This window comes from Candidatus Burkholderia verschuerenii, from assembly GCF_001189365.1.
In the GTDB taxonomy this organism is placed as follows: domain Bacteria; phylum Pseudomonadota; class Gammaproteobacteria; order Burkholderiales; family Burkholderiaceae; genus Caballeronia; species Caballeronia verschuerenii.
In genome coordinates, this window is the sequence record NZ_LFJJ01000180.1 from 1 (window position 1) to 11,327 (window position 11,327).

9 protein-coding genes and 1 pseudogene are annotated in these 11,327 nt (G+C 63.4%); 7 read left to right on the forward strand and 3 right to left on the reverse strand.

Translation table 11 applies throughout. From position 1 onward, the window contains the following. Positions 1-203: 203 nt before the first annotated feature. The 3 genes from BVER_RS23370 to BVER_RS23380 form a co-directional block, all read right to left on the reverse strand. On the reverse strand, positions 204-1,037 hold the full coding sequence (locus BVER_RS23370) for an undecaprenyl-diphosphate phosphatase (RefSeq protein ID WP_050455317.1): 834 nt from the start codon (positions 1,035-1,037) through the stop codon (positions 204-206). Positions 1,038-1,111: 74 nt separating this feature from the next. Then, a complete protein-coding gene (locus tag BVER_RS23375; RefSeq protein WP_050455318.1) occupies positions 1,112-1,702 on the reverse strand; it encodes a DUF1439 domain-containing protein in 591 nt (196 codons plus the stop codon). A 68-nt stretch (positions 1,703-1,770) separates the two neighbouring features. Then, positions 1,771-2,052 carry a YkgJ family cysteine cluster protein gene (locus BVER_RS23380; RefSeq protein WP_050455319.1) on the reverse strand — a complete coding sequence of 94 codons (282 nt, stop codon included), beginning with the start codon at positions 2,050-2,052 and terminating at the stop codon, positions 1,771-1,773. Positions 2,053-2,195: 143 nt separating this feature from the next. Between BVER_RS23380 and hemN the strand changes: the two genes are divergently transcribed. The 7 genes and pseudogenes from hemN to guaD all read left to right on the forward strand — a co-directional run bounded on the left by hemN (position 2,196) and on the right by guaD (position 11,179). Continuing rightward, entirely contained in the window at positions 2,196-3,578 is a 1,383-nt protein-coding gene (gene hemN / locus BVER_RS23385) for an oxygen-independent coproporphyrinogen III oxidase (RefSeq protein ID WP_050455320.1), read from the forward strand. A gap of 231 nt (positions 3,579-3,809) precedes the next feature. After that, the gene (locus tag BVER_RS23390) at positions 3,810-5,189 is read left to right on the forward strand and encodes an amidase (protein ID WP_050455324.1); all 1,380 of its coding nucleotides are present in this window, start codon (positions 3,810-3,812) and stop codon (positions 5,187-5,189) included. A 127-nt stretch (positions 5,190-5,316) separates the two neighbouring features. Further along, positions 5,317-5,835 (forward strand): disulfide bond formation protein B, encoded by a 519-nt coding sequence (locus tag BVER_RS23395; protein WP_050455325.1) that lies wholly within the window; start codon positions 5,317-5,319, stop codon positions 5,833-5,835. A 526-nt stretch (positions 5,836-6,361) separates the two neighbouring features. Further along, on the forward strand, positions 6,362-7,387 hold the full coding sequence (xdhC, locus tag BVER_RS23400) for a xanthine dehydrogenase accessory protein XdhC (RefSeq protein WP_050455321.1): 1,026 nt from the start codon (positions 6,362-6,364) through the stop codon (positions 7,385-7,387). 40 nt (positions 7,388-7,427) lie between these two features. Further along, positions 7,428-8,450, forward strand: a complete 1,023-nt coding sequence (locus BVER_RS23405) for an adenosine deaminase (protein WP_050455322.1) — start codon at positions 7,428-7,430, stop codon at positions 8,448-8,450. Between the two features lie 2 nt (positions 8,451-8,452). Then, complete coding sequence (locus BVER_RS23410) at positions 8,453-9,823, forward strand: NCS2 family permease (RefSeq protein ID WP_050455323.1); 1,371 nt, start codon at positions 8,453-8,455, stop codon at positions 9,821-9,823. Between the two features lie 27 nt (positions 9,824-9,850). Continuing rightward, positions 9,851-11,179, forward strand: a pseudogene (guaD, locus tag BVER_RS23415) (guanine deaminase). Positions 11,180-11,327: the final 148 nt, after the last annotated feature.

The window sequence follows — 11,327 nt, forward strand, 5'->3', positions numbered from 1 at the left end:
TCAGCTCAACGTCATGCCTCAACCTCTACTCGTGCGCTGCAGACCTGGCTGAGATGTGCGTTTACGTCTGCACCAGACTGCGTCGTCGGGTCCATTCCGGCAAATTCAATTTTGCAGGCCAGACTAAGTAAGCGGCATCCGGCAATAAAAAACGCCACGGCAAAAACCGTGGCGTTTCAACATGTGCCGAAGCTCGAGGACGATCAGTCCGCCCAGCTCAATCCGCCGCTATAGCCGACGATCAGAATCAGCAGCCCGAAGCCGATGCGATACCACGCGAACGCCGAGAAATCGTGCGACGCGACGTAGCGCAGCAACCAGCGCACGCAGATAAACGCGCTGACGAAGGCCGCCACGAGACCGATCGCGAACAGCCCGATATCGTTGACGGACAGCGTGCGCCAGTACTTGGCCATTTCATAGAGCGTCGCGCCGAAGATCACCGGAATCGCGAGGAAGAACGAAAACTCCGTGGCGACGCGGCGATCCAGCCCGAACAGCATGCCGCCGATGATCGTCGAGCCCGAGCGCGAAGTGCCCGGAATCAGCGCGAAGCATTGCGCGAGACCGACTTTCAAGGCATCGGCGGGCGTGAGGTCGTCGATCGAATGCACGCGCGGCGGATGCTGGCGATCGCGCTGACGCCCTTCCGCCCACAAAATAATGATGCCGCCGACGATCAGCGCGACCGACACCGGCACCGGCGAAAACAGCACCGCCTTGATCTGCTTTTCGAGCAGCAACGCCAGCACGATGGCCGGAATCGTCGCGATGATCACGTTGATGGCGAAGCGCCGCGCATCGGGCCGCGTCGGCAGGCCGCCGACCACGTTGATGATCCGCGCGCGATATTCCCAGCAGATCGCCAGAATCGCGCCGAATTGAATGACCACGTCGAACGTCTTGGATTGCGCGTCGGTGAAGTTCAGCAGACTTCCCGCAACGATAAGATGCCCCGTGCTGGAGACCGGCAAGAATTCGGTCAAGCCTTCCACGACGCCCAGAATCAGCGCCTTTACCATCAGGATCCAGTCCATCCGTCCGCCCTTTTTTCGCTGTTTTGCCGCTTTTATGGCAATGGGTTTGAAGCACGACGCGCGAAGATTTCGAACTACTTTTCGACGATCTGAACACGTATGCCGTTTGTAAGGACAGTGATTGTACCAGGTTCGTAAGACACACCGGCGAACTGGAGCTCTTCGGGCTTGAAGGTGTGGATCGGATAACGGTCGAGCAACTGCGCGGCGAGCATCGCGCCGGCGGCGGCGATCTGCTGGTTATATTGCGCGGCATCGCCCGTGAACTGCGAATCGTCGACGGAGGGCGACACGAGAATCACCGAGCGGCTCTGCGCGTCGTAGCCAAGTTGCGTCGACAGCGTGAACGCACCGTTGACCGGATTCGGCATGAACGGCGTGGCGAGCTGCGCATCGACATGCACCGTCACGCGATTGCGATCCGGCGACATGCCGACCACGGGATTACTCAACACGACATCGAAAATCTGCGAGGCCGTGCGCTGAATCGGAAACTTGCGCGCGACGGCGTCCTGAATCTGCTGCTGCGAAAACGTGTAGTGATCCGGAATGAAGGGGAAAGTAGAAACAGCGCGGGCGACGGGAGCGAAGGTCAAGGCGCACAGCGCGACGCTCGTCGCTTTCAGAAAAAACCGGCGCCCGATGGGCGCGGAAATGCGGGTCATGCGGGTCCTCCGGGGAGCTTGCTGTGGTACAGGGTGCGGCGCAGTCTGCGCGATTGGACCCGCAAACGTCAATGCGGTTGCGTCTGTATTTCCAGCTTCGCGATCCACTCCAGCGCAAACTCCAGCGTGTCGCCGCACATCTCCCGCGACGGCTGCAACCCACTGCAACACTTCGGCCGGCGCGGATCGCCGAAAATCCTGCAGCGAAGATCGTCGTCGAGTTGCACGCAGCGCTCGCCCGCGCGCTTGCCGTCGGGCATGCCGGGAATCGGGCTCGAAATGGAAGGCGCGATGCAGCACGCGGCGCAGCCTTCGCGGCAGGCGTGAGGCGAGGAAAGTTCGACAGCCATCTCAAAAAACGCGGACGCAAGCGGAAAACGCCTATTGTCCCACGCGCGCCTTTGCGTTTCGTCAAACCGCTGCGGCGATATTGCGCAATAAACAGGCACGCGACGCCTCTACACTCGGCCTACACGCCCCGTCTCGACGCGCCATGACTCTCGCCGCCACCCTCTTCCGCCCGGATCTGCTCGAACGCTACAACGCCAACGGTCCGCGCTACACGTCCTATCCGACCGCCGTGCAGTTCACGGATGCCTTCGATCCCGCGCATTACCATCGCGCGGCGCAGGAAGGCGATCCGCACGCCGGTTTATCGCTGTACGTCCACATTCCGTTCTGCGACACGGTCTGCTTCTACTGCGGCTGCAACAAGATCGCAACAAAAAATCGTGCGCACGCGCGCCCGTATCTCGATCGCATGAAGCGCGAACTCGCGATGCAAGCCGCGCTCTTCGATACCGCGCGCCCCGTCACGCAGCTTCACTGGGGCGGCGGCACGCCGACGTTTCTCTCGCACGACGAAATGCGCGAGCTGATGGCCGCGACCGCCGAGCACTTCGCGCTCGTGCCCGACGAGCGCGCCGAATATTCGATCGAAGTCGATTCGCGCGAGGCATCGGCACAGACGATCGGCTTGCTGCGCGAACTCGGTTTCAATCGCCTGAGCCTCGGCGTGCAGGACTTCGACGAACGCGTGCAGCGCGCCATCAACCGCGTTCAGCTGCGCGACATGACCGAAACCGTTCTGGACGCGGCGCGCGCGCACGGCTTCAAATCGGTGAGCGTGGATCTGATCTACGGCTTGCCGCATCAGAGTGTCGACAGCTTCACGCGCACGCTCGATGCAATCGTCGACATGCGGCCGGATCGCGTGTCGGTGTTCGGCTATGCGCATATGCCGGCGCTATTCAAGATGCAACGGCAGATCGACGAAAGCGCGTTGCCTTCGCCCGCCGTGCGGCTCGCGATCCTCGAACGCGTGATCGAGCGCATGAGCGAAGCGGGCTATGTCTACATCGGCATGGACCACTTCGCGCTCCCCGATGACGAACTGACGCGCGCGCTCGAAGCGGGCACGCTGCAACGCAACTTTCAGGGCTACAGCACGCACGCGGACTGCGATCTGATCGGCATAGGCGCATCGTCGATCGGCAAGGTCGGCGATGTCTACGCGCAGAACGCGCGCGACCTCGACACCTACGCCGCGTCGATCGATTCGGGTCAACTCGCGATCGCGCGCGGCGTGCGGCTGTCCGCCGACGACCTGCTTCGCCGCGACGTGATCATGCGCGTCATGTGCGGTGGCGCGCTGGACTTCGGCGATATCGAACAGGCCCACGGCATCGGCTTCCACGCGCATTTCGCTGACGAACTCGCGCGCCTCGCGCCGATGGCCGGCGACGGCCTCATCGATCTGACGCGCGAGCGGCTCACGGTGCTGCCCGCCGGACGCATGCTGGTGCGCAACGTCGCATCGGTGTTCGATCGTTATCTGGGACAAGCCACGTTGCAGCGCTTTTCGCGCACGATCTGACGCGGACGTTTCCCTCGGCCGTTCGGCATAGAACCAAGGTCGGTCAAGTATTTACTATTGCGCTGGCTTAGAATGGCAGGCACTTCGCGCGCCGGAGTCGAGCACGGCCGGCGCGCTTCGTTCATATGCCGATTGCGCGCGCCGCCGCGCATCGAGCCGCCGTTTCGAAACGCGTGTCGCGGGTCGTTCGCGTCGCGCGTTTCGCAACTCATCACGCCACTGCACGACGCCATGCCGACCAATTCGCCGCAGTTCGCCCCGCTTGCCCAACTCGCCGCCGATCTCCGCAGCGGCCGCACGACCAGCCGCGCGCTGGTCGAGACGGCGCTGGAACGGATCGCGGACCCGTCGGGCCAGGGCTCGACCGTCTTCCTGCATGTCGATGCCGACCACGCCCGCGCTGCCGCCGACGCCCACGACGCGCTGCGTCGCGCGGGCACCGTACTGTCGCCGCTCGCGGGCATCCCTGTGTCGGTGAAGGATCTGTTCGATATCGAAGGACAAATCACCCGCGCGGGCTCGAAGCTGCTGTCCGACGCGCCGCCCGCCACCTCCGATGCCGTGTCCGTCGCGCGTTTGCGGCGCGCGGGCGCGGTCATCGTCGGGCGCACCAATATGAGCGAGTTCGCCTATTCGGGGCTCGGCCTCAATCCGCACTACGGCACGCCGCATTCGCCGTATCACGCGAACGTCCCGGGCGATGCGCGCATCGCGGGCGGATCGTCGTCGGGCGCGGCGGCATCGGTCGCGGACGGCATGGCGGCCATCGCGCTCGGCACCGATACGGGCGGTTCCATCCGCATTCCCGCCGCGATGTGCGGCCTCACCGGTTTCAAGCCGACCGCGAGCCGCATTCCGAAACAGGGCGGCGTGCCGCTCTCCAAGACACTCGATTCGTTCGGGCCGATCGGCAATAGCGTCGCGTGCTGCGTGCTGGTCGACCGCATTCTGGCGGGCCGCGAGCCGGACGTGCCGGCCACGCGTCCGCTCGAAGGCGTGCGTCTGGGCGTGTTGACCAATTTCGTCACGAACGATGTCGAAGCGCCCGTCGCCCAGGCGGTGGCCGCCGCGATCAATCATCTCGCCGCGGCGGGCGCGCTGGTCGAGGACGTGCGCTTCGCGCCGCTCGATCGTCTGCCGGAACTGAGCCGTTTTCCGCTGATCGCGATCGAGGCGTGGGCGTGGCATCGCAAGCTGGTGGCCGAACGCGGCGCGCAATACGATCCGCGCGTGCTGTCGCGCCTCACACGCGCGGAAGCCGCGACCGCCGCCGATTACATCGACTTGTGCGAAGCCCGCGCCGCGATGATCGACGAAGCGCGCCACACGCTCTGGCAGCGCTTCGACGCGATCCTCTGCCCGACCACGCCGATGCTGCCGCCGCGCATCGCCGAACTGGAGCGCGACGACGATCTGTTCCTGCGCACCAACGCGCTGATTCTGCGCAATCCGACCGCCTTCAATTTCCTCGATGCCTGCGCGCTGTCGCTGCCGTGCCATCCGCGCGGCGATGCGCCGGTCGGCCTGATGCTGGTCGGCGCGCCGCATGCCGACGACACGCTGCTGTCGATCGGACGCGCAGTCGAGGCGGTGCTCGAAACGACGCGTTGATCGCTGACAAACGGCAAATGTTTCCTCCGGGCCGTTCGCGCTAGAATCCACCACGATGCTGCGCAACTCAGGTACTTCCTTCTCGAATCGTTGCGGACCAATGAACAAGTTTTTACATCAATTCTCGATGCACCAGGACGACCGCGTCCTGCGCCGCGAACGGCGGCTTTTGACCCTGCTCGGGTTCGTGTCGCTCGGACTCGTCGGCGGCGCGCTCTATCTGCAGTTCTTTCATAACGAAGACCCATGCCCGCTGTGCATCATCCAGCGCTATTTCTTCGTGCTGATCGCGGTCTTCGCGTTTCTCGGCGCGGGCTTCAACAATTGGCGCGGCATTGCGCTGCTGGAAACGCTGGTAGCGCTGTCCGCGCTCGGCGGACTGGCGACGGCGGCGCGTCATGTCTACGTGCAGGCCAATCCGGGCTTCAGTTGCGGCTTCGACGCGCTGCAGCCGATCGTCGACGGGTTGCCGCCCGCGCGCTGGCTGCCGCAGGTGTTCAAGGTCGCGGGCCTGTGCGAGACGCCTTATCCGCCGATTCTCGGGCTGTCGCTGCCGCAATGGTCGCTGGTCGCCTTCGCGATCATGTTCGTGTTCGTGATGCTGAGCCTGCGCACCAAGCGCAAACTGCGCTCGGTCGTTCGGTAAGTTTTCCTTCTTTCCTCACCGTGCGGGCGATCCGACCGTCCGCACGTGTCGGCTTTCCCTTCCCTCTTTCGCGCATCAGCACATCCGCATAACCTTGATACGAGCCCGATAATATTTTTGGGATATTGGGATGCTATGGTCGTGTCTGGATGGCGATCTACGTGCGCGCAGTCCGTTTTGCTTTCAGGCAGCCGAAGCGAATGTCCGAACCGATGGTTCGAACGCATTCTCCAGCAACCCATGAAGTGAACGGCAACCGCGTAACGCGCGCCTGATGATCCGCAATGTCGAATTTTGTCATGACAACGCAAACCATCCGCTTCCTTCGACGCGACGCCGCGCGTGAGATCGCCGGCGCGCCCGTCCTTACGCCGACGCCGCGCCCCTCGCCACGTCTGAAGCGAGCCCCGAAGCGATCCCTGCCGCATCGAATGCGTTCGCCGTCCAAATCCGAGATAGCCGTCCCGGTAAACTAGCGACTGCGACGACAAGACGCGCACCTGCGATCAACTTTGGAGCTCTCTCGATGCAAGTTTGGCTGAACGACCTGCAAACCCTGCTCGCGCACGGCGATGCCGCCGTGCTCGTGACGGTCGCGCGTGTCGAAGGCTCCGCGCCGCGCGAGCCGGGCACGAAGATGATCGTCACGCGCGAAGATGCGCGCTACACCATCGGCGGCGGCCATCTGGAATGGAAGGCCATCGAAACCGCCCGGCGCGTGCTGAAGGACGGCATGCGCAGCCCGCGCACGCGCAAGCTCGAGCGTTTCGCGCTCGGGCCGAGCCTCGGCCAGTGCTGCGGCGGCGTGGTGGTGCTGGCGTTCGAACGACTCGACGTATCGGACCTCAACTGGGTGACGACGCTTTCGAAACGCACCGCGCAAGGGTTGTCGACCGTGCGCAGCGTGTCCTTCGCGCCGAAGCCTGATGCCGTGATGCTCTCCGATCCCGAACCGGGCGCAACCGATGCCGACTGCCTGCTCTGGGACGGCGCCGGTTTTGCCGAAAGCGGTGCGCTCCTGACGGAAACCATCGCGCCGCGCGACTTCAACGTCGTGCTGTTCGGTGCGGGACACGTGGGCGCGGCGCTCGTGCGCGTGCTGGCCACGCTGCCCTGCCATGTGACCTGGGTCGATTCGCGCGACGCCGCTTTCCCCGCCGCGCAGTTCGTGCCGGACAACGTGACCATCGAGCCTACCGACGCGCCCGACGAAGCCGTCGATAACGCGCTGCCCTTCAGCTACTTCGTCGTGATGACGCACGATCACACCGTCGATCTCGCGCTCGCCGAATGCATCCTCAAGCGCGGCGATTTCGGGTTCTTCGGCATGATCGGCTCGTACACGAAGAAGAAGCAGTTCGAGCATCGGCTCGCGGCGCGCGGTATCGATCCGGCGAAGATCGAGCGGATGGTGTGTCCGATCGGCATCGACGGAATCGTGGATAAATCGCCGGAGATCATCGCCGTTGCAGCGGCAGCTCAACTGCTGCAAGCGGTCGAATTCAACGCGCACGCGCGCGCGTCGTCATCGTCGTCGCAACAGACCGTCTGAAGCCACGGACGAACACGTAAGCCCCAACAGAAGAAAGCCCATGAATCCCACACTCGCCGACAAGATTGCGCGCGCACCGAAGGCGGAGCTGCATATCCATATCGAAGGTTCGCTCGAGCCCGAGTTGATCTTCGCATTGGCCAAACGCAATAACGTGAAGCTCGCGTACGACTCCATCGACGCGCTGCGCGCCGCCTACGCGTTCACCGACCTGCAATCGTTCCTCGACATTTATTACGCGGGCGCGAGCGTGCTGCTGCACGAGCAGGATTTCTACGACATGACGATGGCCTACGTCGAAAAGGCGCTGGCCGATCACGTCACGCACACGGAAATCTTCTTCGATCCGCAGACGCATAAGGAACGCGGCGTGTCGATCGCTACGGTCGTGGCGGGCATCGAGCGCGCGCTCGCCGACGGCGAGAAACGCGGCCTCACGTCGAAGCTGATTCTGTGTTTCCTGCGCCATCTGTCGGAAGAGGATGCGCTCGCCACGTTCGATGCCGCGCTGCCGCTGTTCGATCAGTACAAGCATCGGCTGATCGGTGTCGGGCTGGATTCGTCGGAGCGCGGGCATCCGCCGTCGAAGTTCGAGCGCGTGTTCGCGAAAGCGCGCGAGCGCGGCCTCAAGCTCGTCGCGCATGCGGGCGAGGAAGGTCCGCCGTCGTATGTGTACGAAGCGCTCGATCTGCTGAAGGTGGATCGCGTCGATCACGGCGTGCGCAGCATCGAAGACGCGGCGCTGGTCGCGCGTCTGGCCGATTCGCGTATCGCACTGACCGTGTGCCCGCTGTCGAATCTCAAGCTCTGCGTGTTCGACGACATGACCAAGCACACGCTGAAAGATCTGCTCGATCAGGGCGTCGCGGTCATGATCAATTCCGACGATCCCGCGTACTTCGGCGGCTATGTCAACGCGAATTACTTCGCCATTGTCGATGCCCTGAAGCTCGACGATCGGGAGGTCTACACGCTGTTGCGCAACAGCCTCGAAGCCTCGTTCGTCACCGACGACGAACGCGCCGCGATGATCGCGCGCCTCGACACGCACTGGAAGCAGTAACGATGGATACGACAGCAAGCGCACAGCGCGACGTCACCGCCATCGAACGCTTCTTCGGCATTCGCGCGGCGGGCTCGCGCACCAAGACCGAAGTCGTCGCGGGCATCACGACGTTTCTCACGGCGATGTACATCATCGTCGTCAATCCGGGCATTCTGTCGCAAGCCGGCGTGCCCTTTCCGGCGGCGCTGACGGCGACCGTCATCGTCAGTTTTCTGGGCAGTTGCGCGATGGGTCTGTACGCGCGCAATCCGGTGCTGGTCGCGCCCGGCATGGGCATGAACGCGCTGTTCGCGTTCGTGATGGTCCACGGCGGCAAGATGCCGTGGCAGACCGCGCTCGGCTGCGTGTTCTGGGCGGGCGTGATCTTCGCCGTGCTGGCCATCTTCAACGCGCGCAAGCTCGTCGTCGATGCGATTCCCGCGAATCTGCGGCATGCGGTGTCGTGCGGCATCGGGCTGTTTATCAGCCTGATCGGGCTGGTGAACGCGAAGTTCGTCGTCGGCGATCCGGTGACGATCGTGCATTCGGCGTTGCTCAATCCGGTCGTGATCACGTTTCTGATCGGCCTTGCCGTGACGACGATTCTCGTCGCGCGCAAGGTGACCGGCGCGCTGATGATCGGCATCGTGTTCACGACGATCATCGCGATTCCGATCGGCCGATTCTGGGGCGACGGCACCGCGTACTGGCCCGCCGCCATCGCGACGAAAACGCTCGTCAACTGGAACGGCCTGTTCGCCACGCCCGACTTCTCCGGCATCCTGCAACTCGACCTGATGGGCGCGCTGAAAGTGGCGTACTGGCCGTTCATCTTCGTGATGCTGTTCACGTCCTTCTTCGACGCGCTGTCCACCTTCATGGCGATTTCGGAGGCCGGCAAGCTCTACGACGAGAACGGCAATCCGCGCAATATCCGCCAGTCGATGATGGTCGATGCCTTCTCCGCGCTCGTGTCCGCGCCGCTCGGCACGAGTCCGGCCAACGCGTATATCGAATCGGCCGCGGGCATTTCGGCGGGCGGGCGCACGGGGCTGGTCGCGGTCGTCGCCGGATTGTGCTTTCTGCCGTTCCTGTTCCTGTCGCCGCTTCTTTCGCTGGTTCCGGCGATCGCCACCGCGCCCGCGCTCGTGCTGGTCGGCGTGTTCATGATGGAAGCGATCACGCAGATCGAATGGCATCGCTTCGACGAAGCCATTCCCGCCTTCCTCGCGATGATCCTGACTCCGATGACCTATTCGATCACGGACGGCGTCGCGTACGGTTTTCTCGCCTTCGTCGTGCTGAAGTCGTGCACGGGTCGCGCGAAGGAAATCAAGCCGGCGATGTGGATCATCGCGGCTTTCTCTTTAGTGCTGCTTTCGCAGTTGTAAAACCTTAGAAATCGGAGACGTTGCATCATGACTCAGACCGCCTACCGCGCCCAATTGCTGACCTTCCGGGAAGATCCCGCGCATGCTGCTGACGGCGCGGTCTATGAGGCCGACGGCCTTCTGATCGTCGAGGACGGCAAAGTGGTCGCGGCGGGCGCGTATGCGTCGATCCGCGACAAACTCAGCCCCGACGCGACCGTTCACACGATGCGCGACAAGCTGATCGTGCCGGGTTTCATCGACTCGCACATTCACTATCCGCAGACGGACATGATCGCGTCGCCCGCGCCGGGTCTGCTGCCGTGGCTCAACACGTACACGTTTCCGACCGAACGCGGCTTCGAGAATCCGCAGATCTCGCGCGAAACGGCGAGCTTTTTCATCGACGAACTGCTGGCGTGCGGCACGACGACCGCGCTCGTCTACTGCACGGTGCACAAGCAATCGGCGGATGCGTTCTTCACCGAAAGCGAAGCGCGCAACACACGCATGATCGCGGGCAAGGTACTGATGGACCGCAATTGCCCCGAGTTTTTGCGCGACACGGCGCAATCCGGCTACGACGACAGCGAGGAACTCATCGCGCGCTGGCACGGACGCGGCCGTCAGCATTACGCGCTGACGCCGCGTTTCGCACCGACCTCGACCGAGGCGCAGCTCGAAGCATGCGGCGTGCTCGCGCAGAAGCATCAGGACGTGTTCATTCAGAGCCACGTCGCGGAAAACACCGACGAGATCAAATGGGTCGAGAGCCTGTTTCCGGGGCATCGCAGCTATCTCGACATCTACGATCACTACAACCTGCTGCGTCGCCGCGCGGTGTAAGGCCATTGCATCTATCTCGACGACGCCGATCGTCAGCGCATGGCGGAAACGGGTGCGGTGGCATCGCATTGCCCGACGTCGAATCTGTTCCTCGGCAGCGGCCTGTTCGATTTCGAGAAAGCTGGCGCGTCAAACATGCCGGTCGCGCTGGCGACGGACGTCGGCGGCGGCACCTCGTTTTCCATGCTTCAGACGATGAACGAAGCGCACAAGGTCGCGCGTCTGACGGGGCATCATCTGACGGCGACGCGCATGTTCTGGCTCGCGACGACGGGCGCCGCGCAAGTGCTCGAACTCGACGACAAGATTGGCACGCTGGCCGTGGGCAGCGAAGCGGATTTCGTCGTGCTCGATCCGAACGCGACGCCGCTGCTTTCGCGTCGGATGGCGCGCACGGAATCGCTCGAAGAACTGTTGTTCGCATTTGCGCTGCTGGGCGACGATCGCGCGGTGTTCGAGACGTATGCGGCGGGCAAGCGCGTGCATTCGCGCGATGCGCGCAAGACGGCGAAGCTGGAATTGGCGGCTTGACGCGTCATTCGCCGCGTTTTAATTAGTCGGCCCTTCAGAATTAGTCGAAGTCAAGGGTGGCAAGGGGCCGCCGGAAGATCGTGTTTCCCAGAACTCCCAGAAGCAATATTGATCTGAATGGTTTCCTGGGAGTTTGGAACTTCGCCGA

What these genes read in the sequence shown, in the direction of transcription:
- BVER_RS23370 (WP_050455317.1), bottom strand. Translation starts at nt 1,037, where the DNA reads ATGGACTGGATCCTGATGGTAAAGGCGCTGATTCTGGGCGTCGTGGAA.
- BVER_RS23375 (WP_050455318.1), bottom strand. Translation starts at nt 1,702, where the DNA reads ATGACCCGCATTTCCGCGCCCATCGGGCGCCGGTTTTTTCTGAAAGCG.
- BVER_RS23380 (WP_050455319.1), bottom strand. Translation starts at nt 2,052, where the DNA reads ATGGCTGTCGAACTTTCCTCGCCTCACGCCTGCCGCGAAGGCTGCGCC.
- hemN (WP_050455320.1), top strand. Translation starts at nt 2,196, where the DNA reads ATGACTCTCGCCGCCACCCTCTTCCGCCCGGATCTGCTCGAACGCTAC.
- BVER_RS23390 (WP_050455324.1), top strand. Translation starts at nt 3,810, where the DNA reads ATGCCGACCAATTCGCCGCAGTTCGCCCCGCTTGCCCAACTCGCCGCC.
- BVER_RS23395 (WP_050455325.1), top strand. Translation starts at nt 5,317, where the DNA reads ATGCACCAGGACGACCGCGTCCTGCGCCGCGAACGGCGGCTTTTGACC.
- xdhC (WP_050455321.1), top strand. Translation starts at nt 6,362, where the DNA reads ATGCAAGTTTGGCTGAACGACCTGCAAACCCTGCTCGCGCACGGCGAT.
- BVER_RS23405 (WP_050455322.1), top strand. Translation starts at nt 7,428, where the DNA reads ATGAATCCCACACTCGCCGACAAGATTGCGCGCGCACCGAAGGCGGAG.
- BVER_RS23410 (WP_050455323.1), top strand. Translation starts at nt 8,453, where the DNA reads ATGGATACGACAGCAAGCGCACAGCGCGACGTCACCGCCATCGAACGC.